Origin of the sequence: Pseudomonas sp. AO-1 (genome assembly GCF_019775695.1) — a bacterium.
Classification (GTDB): Bacteria; Pseudomonadota; Gammaproteobacteria; order Pseudomonadales; family Pseudomonadaceae; genus Aquipseudomonas; species Aquipseudomonas parakoreensis.
The window spans coordinates 5,220,257-5,242,459 of record NZ_CP079947.1; the positions used below are offsets into that span (position 1 = coordinate 5,220,257).

The 22,203-nt window shown below is 59.8% G+C and carries 29 protein-coding genes; 5 read left to right on the forward strand and 24 right to left on the reverse strand.

Features of this window, described 5'->3' with window-relative positions; translation table 11 throughout:
• Positions 1–7: 7 nt before the first annotated feature.
• The 24 genes from KVQ82_RS23770 to KVQ82_RS23885 form a co-directional block, all read right to left on the reverse strand.
• Positions 8–1,177, reverse strand: a complete 1,170-nt coding sequence (locus tag KVQ82_RS23770; protein WP_222016198.1) for a phage tail sheath family protein — start codon at positions 1,175–1,177, stop codon at positions 8–10.
• Positions 1,178–1,281: 104 nt separating this feature from the next.
• Positions 1,282–1,725, reverse strand: coding sequence for a phage tail assembly chaperone (locus KVQ82_RS23775; RefSeq protein WP_222016200.1), 444 nt, complete (start codon positions 1,723–1,725; stop codon positions 1,282–1,284).
• A gap of 2 nt (positions 1,726–1,727) precedes the next feature.
• Positions 1,728–3,698 carry a phage tail protein gene (locus KVQ82_RS23780; RefSeq protein WP_222016202.1) on the reverse strand — a complete coding sequence of 657 codons (1,971 nt, stop codon included), beginning with the start codon at positions 3,696–3,698 and terminating at the stop codon, positions 1,728–1,730.
• Positions 3,699–4,301, reverse strand: a complete 603-nt coding sequence (locus tag KVQ82_RS23785) for a phage tail protein I (protein ID WP_222016204.1) — start codon at positions 4,299–4,301, stop codon at positions 3,699–3,701.
• A gap of 1 nt (position 4,302) precedes the next feature.
• Positions 4,303–5,184: a baseplate J/gp47 family protein gene (locus KVQ82_RS23790; RefSeq protein WP_222016207.1), complete on the reverse strand. Its 882-nt coding sequence runs from the start codon at positions 5,182–5,184 to the stop codon at positions 4,303–4,305.
• Entirely contained in the window at positions 5,181–5,507 is a 327-nt protein-coding gene (locus tag KVQ82_RS23795; protein WP_222016208.1) for a GPW/gp25 family protein, read from the reverse strand. Before KVQ82_RS23795 ends, KVQ82_RS23790 begins: the two co-directional genes overlap by 4 nt.
• A 5-nt stretch (positions 5,508–5,512) precedes the next feature.
• Entirely contained in the window at positions 5,513–5,761 is a 249-nt protein-coding gene (locus KVQ82_RS23800; RefSeq protein WP_222016210.1) for a hypothetical protein, read from the reverse strand.
• 55 nt (positions 5,762–5,816) lie between these two features.
• Positions 5,817–6,371 carry a phage baseplate assembly protein V gene (locus KVQ82_RS23805; protein ID WP_222019439.1) on the reverse strand — a complete coding sequence of 185 codons (555 nt, stop codon included), beginning with the start codon at positions 6,369–6,371 and terminating at the stop codon, positions 5,817–5,819.
• Between the two features lie 29 nt (positions 6,372–6,400).
• Positions 6,401–6,916 (reverse strand): hypothetical protein, encoded by a 516-nt coding sequence (locus KVQ82_RS23810; protein ID WP_222016213.1) that lies wholly within the window; start codon positions 6,914–6,916, stop codon positions 6,401–6,403.
• On the reverse strand, positions 6,909–7,574 hold the full coding sequence (locus KVQ82_RS23815; RefSeq protein ID WP_116254766.1) for a hypothetical protein: 666 nt from the start codon (positions 7,572–7,574) through the stop codon (positions 6,909–6,911). Before KVQ82_RS23815 ends, KVQ82_RS23810 begins: the two co-directional genes overlap by 8 nt.
• Complete coding sequence (locus tag KVQ82_RS23820) at positions 7,571–7,891, reverse strand: hypothetical protein (protein WP_222016214.1); 321 nt, start codon at positions 7,889–7,891, stop codon at positions 7,571–7,573. The genes KVQ82_RS23815 and KVQ82_RS23820 overlap by 4 nt, the downstream gene beginning before the upstream one ends.
• Positions 7,892–7,893: 2 nt before the next feature.
• Positions 7,894–8,889: a major capsid protein gene (locus tag KVQ82_RS23825; RefSeq protein WP_159245158.1), complete on the reverse strand. Its 996-nt coding sequence runs from the start codon at positions 8,887–8,889 to the stop codon at positions 7,894–7,896.
• 62 nt (positions 8,890–8,951) lie between these two features.
• Complete coding sequence (locus tag KVQ82_RS23830) at positions 8,952–9,296, reverse strand: head decoration protein (protein WP_222016217.1); 345 nt, start codon at positions 9,294–9,296, stop codon at positions 8,952–8,954.
• The gene (locus tag KVQ82_RS23835) at positions 9,293–10,447 is read right to left on the reverse strand and encodes a head maturation protease, ClpP-related (protein ID WP_222016219.1); all 1,155 of its coding nucleotides are present in this window, start codon (positions 10,445–10,447) and stop codon (positions 9,293–9,295) included. The genes KVQ82_RS23830 and KVQ82_RS23835 overlap by 4 nt, the downstream gene beginning before the upstream one ends.
• The gene (locus tag KVQ82_RS23840) at positions 10,444–11,925 is read right to left on the reverse strand and encodes a phage portal protein (RefSeq protein ID WP_222016221.1); all 1,482 of its coding nucleotides are present in this window, start codon (positions 11,923–11,925) and stop codon (positions 10,444–10,446) included. The genes KVQ82_RS23835 and KVQ82_RS23840 overlap by 4 nt, the downstream gene beginning before the upstream one ends.
• Positions 11,925–12,131: a phage head-tail joining protein gene (locus KVQ82_RS23845; protein ID WP_222016222.1), complete on the reverse strand. Its 207-nt coding sequence runs from the start codon at positions 12,129–12,131 to the stop codon at positions 11,925–11,927. The genes KVQ82_RS23840 and KVQ82_RS23845 overlap by 1 nt, the downstream gene beginning before the upstream one ends.
• Before the next feature lies 1 nt (position 12,132).
• Positions 12,133–14,157, reverse strand: coding sequence for a phage terminase large subunit family protein (locus KVQ82_RS23850; protein WP_222016225.1), 2,025 nt, complete (start codon positions 14,155–14,157; stop codon positions 12,133–12,135).
• 4 nt (positions 14,158–14,161) lie between these two features.
• Positions 14,162–14,764 (reverse strand): terminase small subunit, encoded by a 603-nt coding sequence (locus tag KVQ82_RS23855; protein ID WP_222016227.1) that lies wholly within the window; start codon positions 14,762–14,764, stop codon positions 14,162–14,164.
• Between the two features lie 146 nt (positions 14,765–14,910).
• Complete coding sequence (locus KVQ82_RS23860) at positions 14,911–15,255, reverse strand: phage holin family protein (protein ID WP_186633590.1); 345 nt, start codon at positions 15,253–15,255, stop codon at positions 14,911–14,913.
• A gap of 526 nt (positions 15,256–15,781) precedes the next feature.
• Positions 15,782–16,141: a hypothetical protein gene (locus KVQ82_RS23865; RefSeq protein ID WP_100847395.1), complete on the reverse strand. Its 360-nt coding sequence runs from the start codon at positions 16,139–16,141 to the stop codon at positions 15,782–15,784.
• Positions 16,134–18,353 (reverse strand): VapE domain-containing protein, encoded by a 2,220-nt coding sequence (locus tag KVQ82_RS23870; RefSeq protein ID WP_222016229.1) that lies wholly within the window; start codon positions 18,351–18,353, stop codon positions 16,134–16,136. Before KVQ82_RS23870 ends, KVQ82_RS23865 begins: the two co-directional genes overlap by 8 nt.
• Positions 18,343–18,573: a TraR/DksA family transcriptional regulator gene (locus KVQ82_RS23875; RefSeq protein WP_222016230.1), complete on the reverse strand. Its 231-nt coding sequence runs from the start codon at positions 18,571–18,573 to the stop codon at positions 18,343–18,345. Before KVQ82_RS23875 ends, KVQ82_RS23870 begins: the two co-directional genes overlap by 11 nt.
• Positions 18,566–19,084: a phage regulatory CII family protein gene (locus KVQ82_RS23880; RefSeq protein ID WP_222016232.1), complete on the reverse strand. Its 519-nt coding sequence runs from the start codon at positions 19,082–19,084 to the stop codon at positions 18,566–18,568. The genes KVQ82_RS23875 and KVQ82_RS23880 overlap by 8 nt, the downstream gene beginning before the upstream one ends.
• A gap of 334 nt (positions 19,085–19,418) precedes the next feature.
• Positions 19,419–19,691, reverse strand: a complete 273-nt coding sequence (locus KVQ82_RS23885) for a YdaS family helix-turn-helix protein (protein WP_222016234.1) — start codon at positions 19,689–19,691, stop codon at positions 19,419–19,421.
• Positions 19,692–19,799: 108 nt separating this feature from the next.
• Between KVQ82_RS23885 and KVQ82_RS23890 the strand changes: the two genes are divergently transcribed.
• The 5 genes from KVQ82_RS23890 (at position 19,800) to KVQ82_RS23910 (ending at position 22,195) form a co-directional block, all read left to right on the forward strand.
• Positions 19,800–20,579, forward strand: a complete 780-nt coding sequence (locus KVQ82_RS23890) for a helix-turn-helix transcriptional regulator (RefSeq protein ID WP_222016236.1) — start codon at positions 19,800–19,802, stop codon at positions 20,577–20,579.
• A gap of 84 nt (positions 20,580–20,663) precedes the next feature.
• The gene (locus KVQ82_RS23895; protein WP_222016238.1) at positions 20,664–20,840 is read left to right on the forward strand and encodes a hypothetical protein; all 177 of its coding nucleotides are present in this window, start codon (positions 20,664–20,666) and stop codon (positions 20,838–20,840) included.
• Positions 20,837–21,427: a hypothetical protein gene (locus KVQ82_RS23900; RefSeq protein WP_222016239.1), complete on the forward strand. Its 591-nt coding sequence runs from the start codon at positions 20,837–20,839 to the stop codon at positions 21,425–21,427. Before KVQ82_RS23895 ends, KVQ82_RS23900 begins: the two co-directional genes overlap by 4 nt.
• A gap of 10 nt (positions 21,428–21,437) precedes the next feature.
• Positions 21,438–21,719, forward strand: a complete 282-nt coding sequence (locus tag KVQ82_RS23905) for a phage antirepressor KilAC domain-containing protein (protein WP_222016241.1) — start codon at positions 21,438–21,440, stop codon at positions 21,717–21,719.
• A gap of 158 nt (positions 21,720–21,877) precedes the next feature.
• Positions 21,878–22,195, forward strand: coding sequence for a pyocin activator PrtN family protein (locus KVQ82_RS23910; RefSeq protein ID WP_038362343.1), 318 nt, complete (start codon positions 21,878–21,880; stop codon positions 22,193–22,195).
• The last annotated feature ends 8 nt before the right edge of the window (positions 22,196–22,203 follow it).

Here is a 22,203-nt window from a genome sequence, read left to right on the forward strand (position 1 = left end):
CGCCCCCTTAGGCTGCTTCAAGCACTTCGGTCATCCACTGATCGGTGACTTCGAAAAGGAAATTCGGGTTTTCTGCCGGCGGCACGTCGGTGAAACGGATGCGCCAATACACCTTGCCCTGGGCGATCTGGCTGGCCGTGTTCCGTTCAGTGTCGGCGAACACTTCAAAGTTGATGATCGCGCCCTGGGCTTTGAGGTCGCGCAGGAATGCATCCAGACCGTTGGTGACATCGGCCACATAGGTCTTGGTGATCGAGCGGTCGACCGCCCATTTGTGCCCGGCCTGCACAGCGTCCATGAGGATGAACAGCGTGCGAACGCGAGTAACAAAGGCCCACTTCGGATCGCTCGACAGCGTGCGGTTACCCCACAGGCGATAACCGTCATCTCGAATGATCGTGGTGATATTGGCGTTGTTGAGCAGGTTGGCCCGGCAGGTCTCGTCGCCGTCCAGGTACTCGACCGCGCGGCCGGTGCCGGTGATGCCGGTCAGCTCCTTGTTCGATGGTGAGGCCCAGAAACCGTATTCAGCATCCGTCCACGCAAACAGGCCTGCAGCCCAAGCCGAGCCGGGCGCGTCGACCGTAGCGCTGGTGACGGTGTCCCAATACTTGACGCCCGGGTCGACCATGAACAGGTTGCGACTGCCGAAGTTATCGGCGTAGGCCATGGCAGCCTCGTCTGTAGTACCCGGCCCGTCGATGATGCCGATGGCACGCAGTTTCTGCGCCACGCTATCGATGGCCGTGGCCACCGCCTGAGTCGCCGTGTGGCCCGGTGCGATCAGCAATCGCGGTTGGGCGTTGAACAGGCTTTTGCCGTCGAGCAACGCCTGTAGGCCGGTACGCTGACCCGAGGCCAGCACGCCGCCGATGATCGCCGAGGTTTGCAGCGCGGCGTCTTCCAGTTTGGGCACGCCGATAGCGACGATCACGGCCTTGGCTTTGACGTAGATCGCCTGACAGGCCTTGGTGATGGCCGAGTCGGCACCGAACGCGGCAATGGCTTCGCGCTCGGTAGTGATCAACTTCAGTTCGCCGGCTTTCGCCGTACCGCCGCCGAGTTGGCCCGGGGTAAAGGTGTCGCACAGGCCGATAATCGACGACGACGGCAGCGAGATGGTGCGCGCGCCGGTGTCCACCACCGTGGTCGTAATGCCGTGAAATAAACCACTCATAAGGGTCAGTCTCCAGAAACGAAAAAGCCCCGCATAAGCGAGGCTGTGAGGGTGTTCGTGTTACGCGTAACGGAAAAGAAAAACGCCCCGTCAGTGAGGGGCGTTTAGGTGGATTGTTCTGACAGCCAGGTCGGCGTCTGCGGCCGGTGTTCGGCGAGCGGGAAGTGATCCCCTTGCGGCCAGTCGCGCAACTGCCGGCGGTAAGCCTGCAGCTCTGCGTATTGCTCAGCGGTGATCGAGGTCGCGCCGCCCTCCTCGATCTCGTCGCGATGCCGGGATACCAACGGATCAGTCAGCGCCAATTGCCCATCACGCCAAGCCCGCTCAACAGCGGCCAGCGCCTCGGCATCCAATGCCGGCGGATCAATCAACACCGGCTGACCGTCAGGCCGGGACGACATTTTTTTTGGACTTACCGACAACTCATTGAGCAGCGACAGCCAAACACTTTCCGACACCTCGACCACGTCCGAGGGCATGTCCGCGCCATGAATTTCAGGGCGATAAGCCCCACACATGGACGGACTGAAAAACACAATTTTGCTCATCTTCAATACCCTATCGCTCGCCACCAAACCGTCCAGTTCACTTGGGAAGCACCCGACTGATTTTGCACTCGTACCGTGCAACCCGTTGTAGTCACGCTCCCCCCCATGAGCGCATGCATCAGGCACAACGAGCCGACGTGCACCGGCGCGATGTTTCGCAACCCGTTGGGGAATGGGATCGGAAATGTGATGTAAACGTACCCGTTCGCATCCGTCTGGCCTGAACCCCACTGTTCGATGGCTCCCGATGGCAATCGCTGGTAACCATTGCCCCCCATTCCCGACGCGGTGTAGCAGGCGAACTCGGGCGCATATTTCAGGGCAGACATGCCGTCTTCAACGACCCACTGACCATTGCCAGCAGTGATCACGATGGTAGACAGGGACTGAAGGGGTACAGAAGTCAGGGAATTAACGGACATCGCACTAATTACATCTGTGCCCTGCCGAACAATATTGACCACGCCCGGCGTGGTGTTGAACATGAAAAAATTGGTGCCGGTGGGCACCGAATTAACAGGTGGTAGGGTCAACGTCCCTGACGCTGCGAGAACGATGCGATGGCCAGCGGCCGCAACACTCAATGTCGCCGGCAACGCCGCGATATCGAAACGCCCGGCAAAATTCCCCTGCGCGCGCTGCGCAAACTCCGTCGTAGCCAGCGCCTTGCCGCTATCGAATTGGGGCTGCGTGCTGAAGTGCGCGCCGCTCATCGTTCCCGCAAAGCGTAACGCCACCGTGCCGCCGATAAGCCGCCACTGGTCTTGCAGGCGGATGAATTCAGCCGTATCGCCCAAGGCCAACACCAACGGGCCGGCCACACCGGTCGAGGTGTACACCACGTCAGCGCCGGCCGGGACGATTTTCAGCCCGCCAATGCCGGCGCAAACAAGCGTAATGGTCGCAGCCTGTGCGACACCTGCCGTCGGCGGCAAAGTGGCCTGAAGTTGCGCAGCACCGGAAAAGCTGTGAAGGCCACCGACGTGCGCGGCCGTCAAAGCCAAGTTTGCAGCGTTCGTGGAGAAGCCCGAGAACTCGACACCACTACGCTTGACAAACTCCGCCGTAGCGAGCGACTTGCTGCTGTCAAATTGCGCCGGCGTCGGGGCCGTGGGATTGCCGGCAAAGCTTGGCGACAGCAGCCGGGCAAAGCCGTCTGTAATGTCCTTGAACGTGAGCGCCGTGGTGCCCACGACAATCGGGCCATCAGTCACCAGTTGCCAGATCGTGTCGGCCTGCGTTGCACCCACTTCGACCGCAACCGTCAGATTCGGCGTGACCTTCGCGTTGTTATCGGCATCCTTGGCCCGCGCCCAGGCACCCACAGCCACCACATACGGGCCGTTATCCTTGGCGGCTGCCTGATTCTTCACCAGCACGCGATCGCCGGCATTCAGCGAAACGCCGTCCACGACCTGCAAACCGACCAGAGCGATATTGGCCGTGGTCGCCGCGCGCACCGACTGCTTAATGTCGAGCTTGCTCAGCTCTTCCAGAATGCGCGAATCGACATACTCACGCGTCGCCAGCACCACCGACGGGTCAATTTTGAGACTGATCTGCGCCGTGCTGGAAACAATCAGGTTCATCCGCACCACTTGCGTGCGGCCCGATCCCTGCGACAGCACCGGCTTGAAGCTCGGCGCACAGTTGGCCACCGCCACCAGATCGCCGTCCGCGTCGTACAGACCGACCTCACGAATCCAGCGCCCGCCCTCGTCGGCCGGAATGACTTGCTCGGCAATGATCACCGCCGGGTTGACCGGATCGATGCGCAACTGATTCAGCGGCCGGCGGCGCCATTCGTTGATCAGTTTGGTTTGCTTGGCATTGGGCTGCGGATCGGTTTCGTTGGCATCGCCCAAGCCCATTTCCGTGATGTTCCAGGGCACGCCCAGCACATTGGCATTCGCCAGCTTGGCCGCCCCCACGTCCGTCAGGATCGCGAAAAACTTTGAGTTCGCATCAATCATTTAATAAATATCCATGATGTCTATGGAGTGTTCACGGCCGACCACGCCGAAGCTGCCGGTTATCTCGATGTCCTGCATTTCCGGCGGGTAGATATCAAGCTCGTCGCCGTCGTAGAGGGTCACGCCCACATTCAAATCACCCTGTGTTTCCAGGCTGATCGCCAGCCCGGTCATGTGCCGGGTGACGGGCTTGGCGTCGTCAATCAGGCGTTCAAGCTCCTGATACATTTCCTCGGTGATGCCGGTATCGAGAACGCCAATCTTCAGCGCGAAGGTGCCCGGCACGCCCTCGGGCACGGTCTTGAACCACTCGACAATCTCAATCAGATAGCCCAGCGGCTCGACCACACGACGTATCGCGCCGATCGTGCCCTTGTGCTTGTGGATGTAGAAAGACGCCTTGATGGCCGCGCGCTTGGTCGCCTCAGACCATCGGTAGTCCCAGCGATCGACCGACCACGCCCACGCCAGATGCGGCAGCAGATGCACCGGACAGGTGTCGGGGTTGTAGAGGTCGCGCAGTGGGACAATCGTCTTTTCGAAAAACGCGGCCTCCATGGCCCGTTCCAGTTGCGTGCTGTTGAGTGGCAGTAGACTTTTCATATCAGCCCGCCAGCCTCACGCTGTAGCGCGTACAGAACGCCGCCTGAGCCTTGGTCGGGGCCAAGTCCTGCCAACCGACCAACTCAACCCGGGCAACGCCGGCAACGTGCAACTGAGCGTCAACAGCGGAGCGTGCGACCTCGACGCCCAGTCGCTTGCGGGGATTGATCCAACCGGCCAATCGGCTTTTCGCTTCGGCCAAACTGGCATCCGCTTCGGGGCCGGCGCCGGCCATGTGCAGGATGGCGTCAATCTCGTAGCGGATCACCTCCGCGCTCTGTACGGTCACACGATCACCGACCGGGCGGACGTCATCGTCATCCAACGCAGCGGCCACCGTCGCCAGCAGCTCCGGCGGCGCTTCACCCTCCCCATCAAACCCCAGCACCGTTACCGTAACGTAGCAAGGCGCCGGGCTTTCAGCCGTGGCATCTGCCACCAACCCCGAGGCATTACGCGCGTGCAGGATGTAGCTGTTACGCGGGCCGGCCGTGGTCAAACCCTCATAGGCCAACTGGATGCGTTCGCGAAACGGGTCGTCGTCTTCCATGACCTTGGGTACCGGCGGCACCGCCAGCAGATCCTCGGCCTGAATGACCAGGCGCTGCAGATTGACGTTGGCCCCCAAGTGATCGAGGTCGCCGCGAATGGCGTGCGCCAGCAATAGCGCCTTGCCGGCGTCATTGACCCGGGCGCGGTTGCCGACCTTGTTGTAGGCCCCGACCTCAAGCACTTTGACCACTGGATCGCTTTCCAGCGCGGCCGTCCAGTTGCCGCCCATGTACCCGCGAAACACGCCCAGCCCGTCCTGATAAACCTCTTCAAAGTCCAGAGGCTCCAACACGGTCGGTGCCGGCAACGACGACAGATCAACGGTACTCATGCGGCCACCTCCAACGTGACGCTGTCGCCCAGGTACTTCCCGACGATTTGTAGATTGATTTGCCCGCCAATGACGGAAATGACGCGCACCTGATCCAACTTCAAACGCGGCTCCCAGCGCTCTAGAGCGCGGGCGACTTCAGCCTGTACGGCGCTTTTCCAGCCCTCGTTAACGGGCAGATCGACAAACCGGCGCAGCTTGCTGCCGTACTCCATACGGTGCCGGCGACTGCCCAGCGGCGTGCCCAAGATGTCTGCGATGGATTGGCGCAAATGCTCGATGCCGGAAATGGGCTGGCCGGTGTGGCGATCCATTCCGATCATCTATGTCACTCCTTGAACGGCTCGTATTCTTCGCTGGCTTTCAGGAACTTGACCGCTTCGATGTCGGAGGCCGGCACAACGACCGTCGCCTTCTCTACCGGGTAGGAACGGTCAGTACCTGGCACGATCAACAGTCGCGAGGTGTAAACCTTGTCGCGGAATTTCAAGAACTCCGGCGATGAGAACATTGAGGATGCAATTACTGGTTCAGTGGACGCTTGCGCCTCAGTGACGGTCGTATCGATCTTGGCCATGTCTTTCTCCAGGCATGAAAAAGCCCGACCTTGGCGGGCTGGATGAATGTTTGGGTTAATGTTTGTGATGGTTGTCGCTGTCACCGACGGCCATGATGTTGCCGGCGCCGTCGATGTTGCCCGTTACGCGTAACGCGCCATCAATGTTGACCGGGCCTTTGATGTTCACAGTGGCCTCAAGATCGATCGTTCCCGACTTCACTGTCACCGCGTTATCCGTTACAACGACGTCCGTGCCGCCGACCTTGATCGCCACCGTGCCACTCGGCAGGGTGATGGTGTAAGACTTCGCCTGCCAGTCGTAGATCAGCGAGCCGCCATCATCGAAACGCCAGACCTCGACATGGTCACGGTTATCCGGCGGCGGTCCGGCATTGCCATACAGGCCCGGCACAAACGTGCCTTGTGACACGTCACCGCTGGGACTGATCAAACTGCCCTGCTCGCCCATGGACGGCGCCCGCCAGTGTCTGGCCTTGCCCGCCGCGATGCTGTGCCACCGCACCCAGGCGCTGACCCATTCACTGCCATCCGAGACGCGACACACCGGCGGCGAAGCGGACAGATCCAGCGCGACCACATAGCAAGCCTTGACCACGCCGGCGAGCATCCGGTCGTGCTGGGCGCTCGCGTAGCCACTCACACATCCTCCGCAGGGACAAAGTCCTCTTTGGCGTCGTTGTTGAATCCAATGAGCAACGTGCCCGGCGGCTCGTCAGGCCAGAGCCATTCCTCTGGGCCGAGATAGACTTGCTGAGTCCACTCCACCAGCCACACGGTGTATCCATCTAGGTGCGGCTGGGTCCAGTCCTGCAGCGATTGCACAAACTCGGCGGGTTCAACTGGCAACCCCCACGTCTGCGAACGCAGCAGCACCGCCAACTGCGTCGCCAATTGCACGGCCTGTTGATGATGGTGCGCCTTGATCGGGTCAACAATGATCCGAGCCTCGAACTTGCACACCAGCGAGGTTTCGCCGGTGCCGATATCTTTACCCGGCTCGATCTCGGCCACCTCCAGAAACACCGCTGGCAGCAACACGCGATCCTTAATGTCTGGCCAGGCTGTGACGGTTTGCACGCCAGGCAAGTGGGTACGCAGATGCTGTTCTACCGCCCGATAAAACTGGTCCAGGCTGAACGGTTCTTCAGACATTGCCGATCCTCTTAAGGTATTTCTGCAGCTCAAAGTTGAGTTCTTGTTTGAGAATCTCCAGCAGGCGCTCATCCGCTTTTTTTACCCAGCTTTCGAAGTGCGGTCGGGCTTGCTCCAGCGACACCTTGGCCTTGGCCAGCGGGAAACGACTACCGTTTTCAGCGACCCAACCCGAACTCGGCCCGCGACCGGGTGACACCGTACTGTCGGGATAATCGTCCGCGTTGAAATGCTTGCTGGCTGTACGGATCCAGATATCGGGTTTGTTGCCGTAGACCTTCTTGAGGAAAGCCCCTTGGTAACGCCGCCCGGCCACTGACACCCCACTGCCGCTTTGCCGCGCCCGGCCGATCCGGCTGGATTCAATGGCATTCAAACCGAACCACAACTTGCCGCTCGCAGCACCACCGGAAACCGGATAGCTGCGCAATCGCTGACGCACCGCCGCAACAGCGATGCGCTCTGACCGGCTGACCGCTCGGGCGATGTGCGTGCGCAACCAGCCCAACGTCTTGTTGATCGCACGCCGATGGGCCGCAGCAGCGGCTTTCGGTACCACCTTGGCAAAGTCCTGGAACGCCTGAAAGTCTGCGGCCGATGACTGGATGGAGATCATCCCGCCCCCGGCCGAGGGTTTGAAATAGCTGCCGACACTCATGGGCGCAACCTCAGAATCAGGGCGACCAGGCCGTCACCGCTCGGTTCGAGCTGAATCAAGTCGTAGTCACCGCCGCCATCCAAGGCAGGCAGGTCAACGCTGACCAGCATGCCCTGCTCCAGACCTTGCGAATCGCTGACGCGGATCTCGAAGCGAGGCTCGCGCAACCCGGTGTTGAGCTTGCCGAACTTAGGTTGCAGCCAGGGTGCGGCGAACATGCCGAACACTGGCTCGTCGCGACCCTCGATCCGCGCCGTATCGCCCAGCGTTTCGAACACCACCGCGTCGACGTCGGCGATCAGATCGCGAAAGCCCACGGTCAGAGTTCCAGCAGGACCTGCGCACGCGGCCGGGTGCACAGGTGCAGCGGGTTGGACTGTGCTTCACCGGCCATGCCTTTGTTGAAAGGCAGCGGCTCGATCATGCTGTAGTACGGGATACCTTGAGTGTTGACCGTTTCCATGTAGTCGGCCGGCGCGAACACCGAGATGTACAGATCCGGCACGCCTTCCGGAACCAAAAGCGCCTTGTCGTCATGCACGAATGACACGCCGGCCACCTTGCCACGGTAGCGCTCCCAGATGATGCCGCCGAACTCGAAGCTTTCACGAGCATCACCGCGCAGAGCCGCTGCCTGCTGGCTGTTGAGGTAGGTCTCTTTGACCGACTTGTGAACGATCAGCTTGTTCCAGAAGTTCTTGCCGCAGAAGGCGCGAGAGCCGGTGCTGGTCACACTGCCGAGCGCGTCTTCCTGCATATCCAGCGCTTCACCGCATTTGACCCGCAGCTCCGTTCCCGCATCAGCCAGCCCCATGGGCAACTTCTGACGGTCCACACCGAAACGATCGTAGAGGTCGAGCAATACGGTTTTGCCATCGGCATCGAGGATCTGGCCATTCAGTGCGCCCATACGCTGGAACTCGTGCGTGGCGTCCAACTGCCGCCGCGCCTTAGCCAGGCGCGCATTCACCACGTCCTGTACCGCCTGCAGTTCAGTACGAGTGCCGAAGGCACGGATGCCTTGGATCTCATCCGCCTTGATGGTGAAGCGCTCAGGCAGGTGCACGGTGTTGAACGGGATCAGGTTGCGCTTGCTGGCCGCGACCACCAGGCCAGAACCACCACGCTCGCCAGCAGGCACCAGTGCCAGGGTGTCGCCGTCCTTTTCAATCTGCACGGTCAGGGTGGTAATGCCTTCCTCGCGAAACAGACCCAGTGCGCTGATGCGCCCTGGCAGGTAGGGTTGATCATTGAGTGCAGCGGTCAGCGAGGTAACGGTAAACGCTTCGTCGTCAAAAATGGCGATATCGGCCATGGGTACTCTCCAGAAACGAAAAATCCCGCACGCGGCGGGATGCATATAAAAGAAAGATCGACTTAGCGGACGATCACGAAATGAGTGGCGAGTGCTTTCTCGGCCGCCAAATCGAGGCCGGTCAAGTGCGCTTCGCTGACCTCGGCCAACCGCACCACGGCACGACCGCGACGCACTACGTCGGATTCACCGAGCGGGCCGTACAGAATGGCGACCGCGTTTTCAGTGCCGTCCTCTGCCGTCGGTTCGTACGGTGCGAATTCGCCGGTAGCGGTCACCAGCCCGAGAATTTGCCCCGGCCACAATGCTGGACCCGCCGCGACATTGATCGCTTCGCGCGAGATCGTGCCGGCGCCCTCAGACAGCAGGAATTCACCTGCATGGATCGGTTCCTGTTTGATGGTCATGCTCGTGCTCCTTTCGCGCCGCGCGCGGTTCCAGTTTGTGCCGCTTGGCGAGCAGCCCAAATCGAGTTGGGGTCAGGTTGTTTGGCCAGCACCTTGGGTGCCGGATCGTCCGCCAACGGCAGACTGCTGTCGATTTCAAAGCCCTTGCCGCTGGTGACGATCTTGTCGAACAGACGCGCCCGAACCGCCGCCGCATCCAGACCGGCCGAGACATACTCGGCGCTGAATTCCGGCAGACGCGCGGCGACGCAGAGGTCGTTCACCGCCTTGGCGCGAGCCAGACCGGCGAGAACGATTTCCTCGCTTTCGAGCTGGGTAGAATTGAGCAGCGGCTCGACCAGATTGCTGATGCCCGCCGCCGTGCAACGCTGAGTAATCATCAATGCCAACTTGGCCGAGTCCACTACAGGCGGCACCAGCGGCGGATCGACAGGTTCAAGTTCGGGATCCGATTCAGGCGGCTCGTCGAGCTGGGCCACCAACTCAACCGGAGCGTGCTGGAACCGTTGCAACACCGCGCCTTGACCGAGGCATGCTTTGACTTTGATGCCGTCGCCGACTTCGTCTGCAAGGCCAAGAGCCACCGCTTCGTTAGCAGTCAGCCAGGTTTCAGCATCAACCATTCGCCGCAGTTCAGCGTCATCGATGTCGGGCGCCTTGGCCTTATAGGCAGCGATGATGGCCTCCAAGGTTTGATCCAATACATCAGCGACACGGCGGAAGTCCTCAGCGCCACCGCCTGCATAGGTGTATGGGTTGTGGATCATCAACATGGCGTTCGCCGCAATTACTACGCGGTGTGCACCGCACACGGCGACACTGGCGGCACTGGCTGCGAGCGCATCGATACGTCCGGTGCAACGCTCGCCCAGACGCGACAGCGCGTTGTGCATGGCCAGACCGTCAAACAGGTCGCCACCAATACTGTTGAACGCGGCGATCACGGGTGAAACACCGTCATCCATGGCGCGCAGGTCCTGCACGAACTGGTTGGCAGTGATGCCCCACGCGCCGATCTCGCCATAGACGAAAACCTCGATCACCCGCTCGGTGGCTTCTCCGCTGGCCTGCAGGGCGTACCAAGTCTTGTCCTGAACCTCGACGCGTTTGCCTGCGCGGTTGTAAATGCGCGGTCGCGCTTGTTTGCTCATGGTTGCTCCTTGTCGTCGGTGTCTTCGACGGCATCAAGGGTGTTGTAGTTGAGGCCAAGTTTTGTGGCCCTTGCCAGATCGGCAGCGTTTTCCAGATCGACCGTTTCGGCGTCGTAGCCGGTGCGCAGGACCATCTCGCTGCGGGAAGAAAACCCGGCTTGCACTTCCATACGGCGTGCCTGCACGTCCTGCACTGGCTGGATATAGGCCCAGCCTTGAGGCACCCAGCGAGTGCGCAGGTACTGACGGCGTTTCTGTGCGTAATCGTCCAGCACCAGGACGCCAGACAGCACCGCCATATCCATCCACGCAGCCCGTACTGGACGGCAGAGCTGATGCACGTACACGCTGAATTGCAGTTGTTCCAGACGGCGCCGAAACTCGTTGAGCACCACCCGAAGCGCTCGGTCGTTGATGCCGCGCATGTCGCCCGTGAGGATCTCGTAAGGCGTTCCCGACCCTGCTGCAGCAGCCATCAGTTGCTGCCGCATGAAGTCCGGGTAGTTGTTGCCGGCGTCTGGCGGTTTGGAGAACTCAACCTCCTCGCCTGCCCCCAGTTCCTGCATGGTGCCGGGTTCGAGCGCAACCATCGGCGTGAAGCCATCGCGGTCCAGATCCAGCAAGGCGCCGGTAACTGGATCGCGTGGCGCTTGCCCCGACTCCGGTGCTGGACGCTTGATGAAACCGGCAAACAGGTTGGCTACTTCCTGACGGAACAGCACCGCGTCGTCGTAGTTGTCCAGACTGCGCAGGCGTTTAAGCACCGGCGACAATCGGGGCACACCGCGCAACTGACCAGGCTCCACCGGTTCGAAAATGTGCAGCACCTGAGCCGCCGGCACGCGCACCAGCTGGTTGTAGCCGGCGTTCAGCGAGGCCGCATCACGCGGATGTGACAGGTACATCCAGTACGCCACCCGCTTGCCACCGGGTGTGAACTCGATACCGGCGCGGATGACGTTGCCGGTCTTGGTGCTCTCGAACTTGTCGTGCGGCACAAACTCCGGTGCGAGGATCTGCAGCTGCAGCGGAACCGCCAAACCCTCATCCAGGCTGCGAGGACGCAACCGGACGAAACATTCGCCTGAGGTTTCCACCGTGCGCGCCACCAACGCCTGCTGGCCGTAGAAGTCGGTGCGATCATCCGCGTCCGCCTCATCAACCCAATCCCCCCACAGCTCCTGCAGCAGCTTGCGCAGAGCATCGTCGTCGGTTGTGGGTCGAGGAGTGATGCCCGTGCCGATCAGGTTGCTGACACGCTTGTCGATGACGTTGAAGGCGTAAGGGTCGTTGCGAACCGCCGCCCGCGAGCGCGACCGCAGATTGCGCAGGGCCGGAGTGTTGATGCTGTTGATCCCGTTGTCGGGAGCGTCCCAGCCAGTGGAGCGACGCCCTTCTCCAGCGCCTTCGTAACTGGCCTTGATATTGGACGGCAGCACAAATCCGTTACGGGTCAGCGTTGGGAAGTGTCGAGCCATCAGACCCCCTTCCCAGCATGGTACAGCCGGACCACGCGCGAACGTGGCCCTGCTGCACTTGCCAACGACGAGCGTATTTCCTCGCGCGCCTTGAGCAGCTCATCGACCGTGCGGTATTCCACAGCACGGTCGGTATAGCGCACCGTTTTTTCACCGCGAGCAATGGCCGCCTCAACCGCGTCGAGGTGCTTTTTTGTAAAGGACATATCAGCGTCTCTTCAGATAGCCGCTGGCAGAGCTGCGGCGTTGGGGGGGGGCTGCCGGTCGCGATTGTGTAACCGGTGCAGCGGGTGGTGGTGCGGGTTGGGCTTGGCGTACAGCAGCGGGCGCCGGTGTTTGCTCAGCATCAAGGCGCTCGCCTTGAACAGGCTTGATACTCAAGGCGTCATCGAACAAACCGGACTGGGCCAGGGCTTGTCGCACCCTGTCCCAATCGTGTTCCTGGTAGCGGTTGATGCCGAGGTAATGCGCCATAGCGAGGCAGTACACCATCAGGTCGAGCGCTTCGTTGCGCTCGGCCTTGCCCTTCACCCACTCGATGCGCTTATGTCCGCGCACGTAGCGCACGACCTTGCGTTCGGCGACGCACTGGGCGAAAAACTCGTCCGGCAGGTCGTTGGCAAAGTGCAGCGATCCCGGACCGTCCGGGAATGGATAGCGGTTGTAGATCCAGTCTTTCGCGGTGTCGGTACCGACAAACCACAACTCGGCGCCGTTGCGTTCGGTCTGCCCCTTCCATGTCACGTCGACCATGGATGGACGCTGTGCAATCACGGGCCTGCCAGGCTTGCTCGCGCCCTTGATGGCGAAGATGTTGCGCCAGCGACGGACGCGGCAGAACTGGTAGACCTCATCGGTGTGATGTCCACCGGAGTCGACACCCACGGCGAGGATCGCCAGACCCACACCGCAAGGATGCCGGTAACGGGCTTTGAGTTTCTCGTCCAGCACTGCCCAGGTGCGTTCGTCTGCCGGGTCACCCCAGATGATCTGGTGGTCGACCACCCAGCGCTCCATGCCGACGCCGAAGCCCATCACCATCAGTTCCAGACGATTGGCCTGGACGTCGACGGCACCGGTCAGCATCAGCACACCGACCGGCATCGCGCCGAGGGTGTAATTCTCCAGCCGTGCCCGAGCGATCAGCACTTCCGCTTTGGTCTGTTCGAGTGCGCTGTCCCAGACCTTCGCCAGACGAGTGTTGTAGAAAACCTGCATCAGGCTCGTGTCGCCTTGGGCCTGAGCTTTCTTTGCGTCTTCAAACTCCTCGGCAAGGCCGGCCCAATCCATCCAGCCGGTCGGCGAATACAGCGCGTTGAGATGAAAGCCAACGGTTTTGCCGTCGCCACCCGCGTGGGCGCGCCACTCGCCTCGGGCGAGCATGTCGCTCTTGTGGTGTTCCTCGATCAGCACGTCGCATTCAGGTGCTGCGCACTCGTAATGCACAGTGCTGAGATCCTTGCTGTAGTGCAGTCGCTCCCATTCCAACACCTGCATATGACCGCAGGTAGGGCATGGCACGTAGTAGTAGCGCTGGTCGCTGGACTCGAACAGGTCGGCGATCCGCGAGGCGCCTTTGATCGTCGGCGAGCTGGAGAAGTAGATCTTGGCGTTGCGACCGAAGTTGGTCGCCCGCGTCTCTGCCAGCTTGATGGGGTCACCCTCCTGGCCGACGTCATTCTCCCAGCGGTCGACTTCGTCGCCGTAGATATAACGCGCCGACAGCTCCGAAAGGTTGGCCGCAGAACCGGCGGTGGTGACGTACAGCGAGCCACCCTCGAACTCCTTGGTGTCCATCGTGTTGCGTGCGTCCCGCGAGCGGGTGGCCGCGACCCGCTCGCGCAGAACGGGAGTGGCCTTGATTGTCTTGCTGATCCGTCCGGAAACCCGCTTGGACAGGCCAAGGCTGGGGAGCAGCGCCAGGATGTTTGACGGCGCCATGTGGATCAGGCCACCCATCCAGTTCAGTGCGATCTGCGTTTTCATCAACTGCGAGGCCACCATGGTGATCACGCGTCTGCAAGGGTGAGCCGGCGACAGGCAGCGCATTGGCTCGCGGGCGTAAGGTGTCCGTGAGGTGCGGTACTGGCCCGGCTCAGGGGCACCGGTGTCACGCGGGATTCGCATGTACTCGTCGGCCCATTCATCGATCCAGAGATCGGGGTCTGGGCGCAGTCCACGGAAATAAGCCTCACGGTACACCTCTGCACCGTCAGGAAATTCCGTGTGCATAGGTTCAGTCCGTTGTCATGGCGTGCTCAAGATCTGCTGAAGAGAGCCGCTCGGCTTCCTCCAGCGTTCGACGAAAGGTGGCGGTCAGGTGTTTTTCGATCAGCCAAGGATCGGTCATGGCGGCGAGATCGTGGGACAGCTGTGGTAGCGGCCCGAACAGCTGATCGCGCAGCAAGCGGCCGGCGTTGTATGCACCGGTTTCGACCGCCTCCTTGGAGACCAACGAGCCTTGGGCTTTGCCCAGCTCGATCTCCGCCAACTTGGCCATGTTGTGCTCGCGCAGGGCGCGGGCCTTCTGGAAGTCGGGGAGTTTGCCGTCGACGGTAAGCACCTGCGGCGGCGCAGCCGTGGAAGTCGGCTCGGTCTGGGTGGACAGTTGGCTGTAAACGTCACGCTGAATCCGGTCCTGCTGGTGTCGTTCAGCGACGGCGACCTTGCTAGGATCTGCGGTGTCGCGAATCAGCGCTTCGGTGGCATGTACATCAACCTGTTTACCGTTGGGCGAAAGCACCAAACGGTTGTTGTCTTTTAGCCAGGTGATGTAACTCGGCGACCTGCCGAGCCGGGCCGCGAAGGCACTCTTCGACAGGTAGGTTGGTTCTGTCATGAGCCCTCCTTTTTCAACGTTTTTCAATGAATCCTTTCAAGATTTCAATGATTGAAATTTCAGTAAGCTGGGGGCGCTCCCGCTAACACTTTCCCGCGGGTTTCCGACCCCGTACCCACCGAATAACCCCAGGGTCCCCGGCGGTTTCAGGCTGGCCCGCCGCCATTCGGCGGAACTTCGCACACGCCCAGTCGCTTGGCGGCCCATCGTTCGTACAACCCAATGGCTACGTCCGCGCCGGCCATTGCCGTCAGGCAACCCAAGGCGCCCGCCGTCCAGATCGTCATGCCGGCGGCGATCATCAACATCATCGCTGACACCCCGCAGACAATGCAGGCGCCGGACCGAAGTGCCAGCCTGCGCAACAATGCCCAGCCTCGCGCCCCGTCCTTGTCGGCCCGCCACATTTCCCCCGATACGCCACCGACCAGGGCCAGGACGATCACTAACCAGATCGGCATTTCTGCCAGTGCTTGTTGCTCGCTTGTCATCGCCAACCCCTAAACGCAAAAACCCGGCGCAATGGCCGGGTTTGGTGGTTGGTGCGTGCCGCTCTCTGCGGTCGCACCTATCGAAGATGACTACTTTTTACAGGTCGATTCCGGTGGCAGCAACCCCGGTTTAATGCCACCCGGTGAATAAGTGGTCAATGTGGTGTGAACGTCTAGCGAATGTAAGCGAATAACTCACCACGGCATTCTGTTGTTTCGGCGGCGTCCCATCTGTCCCACCTTTCGGAATTAAGGTGGGACGCCTGAGAGCGCCTAAATTCGGGGCTTAGCCCCACCGTCCTACTTATTTATCTATTTTCTCGTGTAAAGAGAGAAATTTATAAACACGCTTGCGCGTGAAGCGCGCGTGCATTGTGCCTGCTACGCATATGCGGGCAGGTGACGTTACAAGGTGGGACGGTGGGACAGCCCAGCAAAGACAAGGCCCGCACCTGTCCCACTACGCCAAAACATAGTGGGACAAGGCGGGCCGGTGGGACAGCAACTGCCGGAGCCATGCCTGGGGTCAAGCAGCCACCCCCATCAACACGCCCCAGATAACCAAATGCGCCTCATGAAGACGCTGATAATAGGTGTCACGCCCGCAGCCGCAGTGCGCATAACGCAAACGCATATCCACATCCAGGGTGCAGTAGTGCTCTCGCACTACCGTCACCAGCTCGGGCGCGAGGTGCTTGTTCACGATAAGCTCGATATCCAACGAGCTCTCTAACGGCGCACGGAATGCACGCCGCCCGCGGATTAACTGGCCGTTACTCTCCATCATCATCGCGACCATGTTTCCACCGGCCAGACCGCCTTTCGAATGGTCGGAGTGAAGCTCCCGAGCCCATAACTGAAGCAACGAATCGATCTCCTTAATCATCGAAACAAAGCTCCTCGGCAACTTCTACCTCCAGTTCAGGCGCCTTACCCCAGTCCGCTGGCTTCTTGTAGCCCCACAACCGCTGCCGACTCTTGGTCATAGCACCGAGCCTGTAACGTCTCCAGCCCAACCGATGAAGGATGGCACCGACACGCATCTGCTCCGGCTTACCCCAATGTCCCGGGTCGAGCTTGAGAGCCTGCGTCAGCACCTCGCTGCCGGTCGTGGTCTCACCGATCTGTGACTCTTCCAACCAGGTCAAGATTGGTGTTTCCCATTCGTCCACTACGAACCGCTCGTCCTGCTCTTCCGCGAACAATGCTGCTTCGTCCAACGTTACCCACCAAAGGTCGCCCGCGTCGTAACAGAACACCGCCTCGGCCCACAGCTGATCGCGGATTGAACGCAGCAGTTCCAGATCCACCTTGGTACATGCCACCGGCCAATAACGCCGGTTACCGGTAGCGTCCTTGAGGTATTCGTCCTGGTTCGTCGTACCCACGAACACGCACTGACGCGGCACGTCCATCGTGCGACGGCCATAACTCTCTCGGTAGGTGTCAGTGGACGCAGAGAAAAACTGCTTGGCCTTGGTGCTCTCGGCCTTGTTGAAGCTATCCAGCTCGCCCAGTTCGACGATCCACTTGCCCCGGATCGCCTGAAAGCCGTCTTTGTCGCCTAGGGCGAACGGCGTATCCATGAACCACTCGCCGCCGAGAATGCTCATCGCCGTCGACTTACCAGCGCCCTGCGCACCCTCAAGGATCATCACCGAGTCTGCCTTGCAGCCAGGCTTCATCACTCGCGCCACGGCCGACAACATCCAGCGCTTGCCAACCTTGGACGAGTAGTCGGTGGCCTTCACACCCATGACATCGGTGAGCCAGCTTTCCAGACGAGGCACGCGATCCCATTCGAGCTTGCGCAGGTACTGCCGCACCGGATGAAACGCATGATCATGTGCGACCACACTGACCGCCTCGATCACATGGGACGCCTTGACCCGAAGGTTGTACTGCTGCGCGAGCCACTTCATCACCCGCACGTCATCGATGTCCGCCCAGTCACCCGTGCCGCCGCCATAAGGCGCCGCACGCAGCTTGACGAGCTTCGAACTGAAGGCGCTGTAGCTGATGACCCCAGCCCAACGTGGATCATTGGCCAAGATCAATTCAACGTTCTGCATGTGAGCGATCAGAGCGCCGCTATCGCTGCGAGCTAGTAGATCTTTCCAACCACCTGCAGCCGGCGGCTTGACCACGGCCAGCACCTGACGGCGCACCGCCTCCAAACCCTCGGCGACATGCAGATCGTTGAAGTCGGTCCACTTCACTTCCCGATCACTGGAGAAGATCGGCGCAACCACCTGGCCACCGACGATCAGTGCCGCGTTATTCGCCTTCTCTTCACCGGGATTCCAGGCGTCACCGTTTGGCTTCGTGGTCTTCCAGTCATCGTCCCTGCAAATGATCAGAGGGCAACCGGCAAACCGCTCGCGCATGGCCTTACACACGGCCAGCAGGTTACCCGCGTCGAATGCCACCGCCACAGTCAGCGAAGTCGCCATATGCAGGCTGGCGCCTGTTGCGTAGCCCTCACATACCAGCACTGGATCACCCGGATCGGCATCCGGACCGATGAGGTGGAAAGCACCCTCTTTTGACATCCCGTAGGGCCAGTAAGACTTGTCTCGACCGGTATCTTCCTGTTTGCTCGGGTAAATCACCTGAAGCCCGACAATATCGTCCCGCGCATTGCTCATGGGAACCAGGACTGCCCCGGAACGCGGCGCGTAGCGTACCCGGAAACCGACAATCTGCTTGCGGTCCAGATACTCGCTACGACCTTTCTCCGGCATGCGCTGGAACAAGCTGTCCGCTCGCTTTGCCGCTCGACGCGCCGCATTAGCTGCCACCTCTGCAGCACGACGCTTGCCTTCTTCCTGACGGGCGCGCATGACCTCGCGCTCTTCGGGTGACATCCGACCAGCCTTGACCTTGATCTTCTGCGTCTCGCCCGAACGCCAATCGCCGAATGAACCAAAAATAAGCGTCTCGCCTTTCTCGGTGCGATGTTCATGGGCGACGTACCAGCCGTTCTTTTCGGTGCCCTTATCCTGCGCCGTCTTGCAACGAGTAAGCTTACCGAACACCAGCGGCTGCGCAGGTACAAGGCCGTAGTCTGCGAACTGAGCCAGCACTTCATCGAGCATGACGAGCTCCCTTCAATTCCGCGAGGGAAAGGCAATCCACACAATGCGTGCAGCCAGGCTGCGCCACACGGCGCGCCTCCGGAATTGCCTCATCGCACTCTTCGCAGAACAGAAACGAATGCACCGCCAAAGCAGGTTTGGCGGCGATGCGACGTGCTGCGAGCGCCTGGTCGACGCGCTCTAGCACCAGATCATTAGCGAAGTCTGCGATGTCAGCCATGGTCAGCACCTCGCGTCGTCTGGTTGACGTAGGTGGCGCGATTGAATAATCCGAGCAGGCCCTGAATCCCCCTGAACACCTGCAGGCGAATCGCTGCTAACTCTTGATCGGAGACGACGCCGTCACCGATGCTTTTGGCCCAGGTGTCGGCAAGATCCGCCACCTGCCGGAAATACTCAGCGATGCCGGTCGTCAATGTCTCGGGCATGTCGTTGGTATAGGCCTCAGCCAGTTCCTGCCAGATCGTGTCGCCCACCAGCGCATGCACCGCATCCAGAATGCGGCGATCCTTAGTCAGTTCCAGGATCTCGCCAAACTCTTGGATGTTCACGGTGTGGCTTGGATGGGTTGGGGAAAGCTTGTGCTGCAACGTGGTGGCGTTGCGGCCAGTGGTAGCGGCGATAGCTGCGGCGCCACCAGGGTAGTCGCGTGCCGCGTGGTAAAGCGCGAGGTCAAGCGGCAGGACTTCCCGCTGCGCTCGATCAACAGAACTCAGAGCGATTCGGCTCATGGCATTAATCCTTGAATGTTGCCAGTGCCGCACGACAGGCAGTAGTGATACATTTGTCGTGTGGCGTGTAAGTGCCCAAACGCCGGCGAGATCCCTAAGACCAACACCGGCACCGTGCCGGGGCGAACAATCCGTTGTTCACCCCAGGCGCAACAGCTGCCAGCTCTGTGGTGGAAAAGGCAGCAACACCAAAGCTTCCGAGCCTTGGAAAACGCGATAGGAGTGGGCGGTTTTGCATTTGGTTTGCCCGCCCCCCCTATCGCGGCCCGACAGCGCTGTGGTGGTGCGTGTCGGGAGGAACTGGGCGACCCTTGGGTCGCCTTTTTTCTAACTACTATGCGGCTGCTTCAAGAGTCGGAATTGGAAATAGATCAGGCAAATCCGGGCGCAGCTCATGAGGCTTGACTTTGCCCCCTGAAGCACGAGCAACGGAATGGACACGCTCAGTAGGAACACGGCCCGATTTCAGCCATTTCCAGACGTGAGGCTGCTTAACATTACAACGCCGTGCGAGCTCGGATTGGTTTCCGCCACAAGCCTCTAGGACGCGTAGCAGTGCTCTATTTCCCGCTGCGTGTTCGTTCTGCTCGATTTGGTTGATGGTCATGATTAGGTCTCAACATGAGTAACTCGGCGTAGATTATAACCTAAAGATTAATCAGTCAACAACATAGGCTGTTAGACTTTCTATAACCAGAGTCATACCCTCTCATCCATGAACTATTTAGACAAAAATCAGCTTCCCACCCTTGCTGACCGCCTGAATCATGCGATGACAGAGCGCGGCCTGAAACAGGAGCAGCTAGCTATAGCTGCCGGCTGTACACAGGCAAGCATCCAGAAGATCAGCTCTGGAAAATCCCAAAAGAGCCGGTTCCTTGCAGCAATAGCGAGAGCGCTGCAGGTTGATGTCGACTGGCTTGAACTTGGAACCCCTCCAAAAGACCAGCTCAATGATCAGCCCGTTACCAAGTTGCGCCCCAAAGATGGAACGCCATTTGTTCTGGGCGAGCTGTCTCCTTGGGATGATGAAACCCCATTAGACGATGACGAGGTCGCATTGCCGCTTTACAAGGAAGTCGAGATTTCTTCAGGAATGGGCAGATCTTCAGTCCAGATTGATGAGGGCAGGAAAGTTCGTTTTTCCAGCTACACCCTTAGAAAGGCGGGAATCGACCCTTCCAATGCAGCCTGCGCGACCAACACAGGCAACTCAAACCACCCACTGATTCTCGACAAGGCAACGCTTGGAATCGATAAAGGAATGAGGAGCATCATCGATGGTCAGGTTTACGCGCTAGAGCACGACGGGCTTCTGAGGATCAAGTTTCTTTACCGTATACCAGGCGGTATACGACTCCGCAGCTTCAACCGTGATGAATATGCAGATGAGGATTACACGTTCGAACAAGTGATGGATCAACACATCCAGATCATCGGACGTGTTTTCTGGTGGTCAACCCTAAATCCGACAAATGTTTCATTGATCAGATAAAAAAATAATCGCTAGGTTATTGTCGAATATTAAAACCTAGGTTATTTTTGCCTCACTCTATCACCACAGAGCGAGGCGTAACCTATGCAAACCAACGCAACCCTCCACGTCCATCCGGCGTGCGTCAGTAACAAGAAGATGATCGAGCAGCTGCAGTCCTTCAGCGGCTGCCTGGTCATCATTCACAACAACAAACCAAAGCTTATTGCCAAGCCCCAATCCTCTCCATTTGATCCAAATGGCGGAGGGCACGCAGCATGAGCAAATACCGAATCGACAACCGCACCCTGCAGTTGCTCAAAGCTCAGGTCAACCTGACCGAGACCTTCAATCATGTCCTACGAACCGCTCCCACGCGCGAGTGCCTTGCGTTCCGCCTTAAAGTAGAACGGGGCGCAACTGAGACCGCATTCAGCGTCGAGCTGGGGACTGAGCGCCACACACTGACCCTTCCAAGCGACAAGAAAACTCACCTCAAGCTGGCCGACTTCATTGAAGAGATCGCTAACGGACCGCTCGATCCGAGCAATAACAGCGACCCGGTTCATCTCCCGCATGCCAGCCGCGTATACGGCCGCTTTGAAGCGCAAGACAAGCAGCGCGTGCTTGAGCTGGTGCGCACCGGCGGCGTGCTGAGCCTCGACATGGGATTTGATCTCCCCCTGCACGTTGCCATTCACCGCACCCACACACGCCGGGGGGCAAGCGTCATCCTGAGCATCGGCAACAAAAGCCCCAACACCCGATGCTTCACCGTGAGCGACACCGATGCCGAGATTTATCGAATGGTTATCGAGTCCATCAACCATCTCGCGGCCGCAGCAACGCCTGCCGCACATGCGGCATGAGGTGGACGACATGGAACGCACCCTCGCCCAAGCAGCCTCGCAACTCGGCCTCACACGTCCAAAACTAATTGCACTCATGCGGGAGAAAGACCTGCTCAAGGGCAACCTACCGGCCTACCCAAAACGGGACAAAGAGTATCTGCGGGTCAAGGACGGCAGCTGGTATGACGAAAAGTACGGCTTGCAATACAGCCAGTCGACGCGGGTTAAGCAAGCCGGCATTCGTTGGCTGGCTGAAAAACTAGGCATCGACCTACCTGAAATTCCGGCAGACCGCCGTGACGTGGCCTAGGGAATACGCCCGACAGATCATCGCAATGCGGACACGAGAGGAGCGCAATGCCGCGCTCCTTGAGGTGCCCGAGCATCTGCGGGAATTGACCAAACGCCATTGCCTGAACGCCTGGAACCATCCAGCAAGAAGCAAACGCAAGGAGGCCATACAAAGCCATGAGTAATGCAGCCCAAGCCCCACTGCGGCTACGCCCCGCTCCTGAATCAACGACCATCGAGCTGCTGTACCGCACCTTCGGTGATGTGCTGATTCCGTTGGAGGCCGTGCGCGAGAAGTATTTCCGCAACCTCAACGAGCAAAAGTTCGTGATTGAAATCAACAGCGGTCGGATCCAGCTTCCGATCACAACTCTGGACTCAAGTCGGAAAGCGCCCAAGTACGCCCACATTCGACACGTTGCATCGCTTATCGATATTCGCGCCTACCAGGCCGATGAAGACATGCAGAGCCAGCAAGACGAGCCAACCGAGTAAGCCTTATC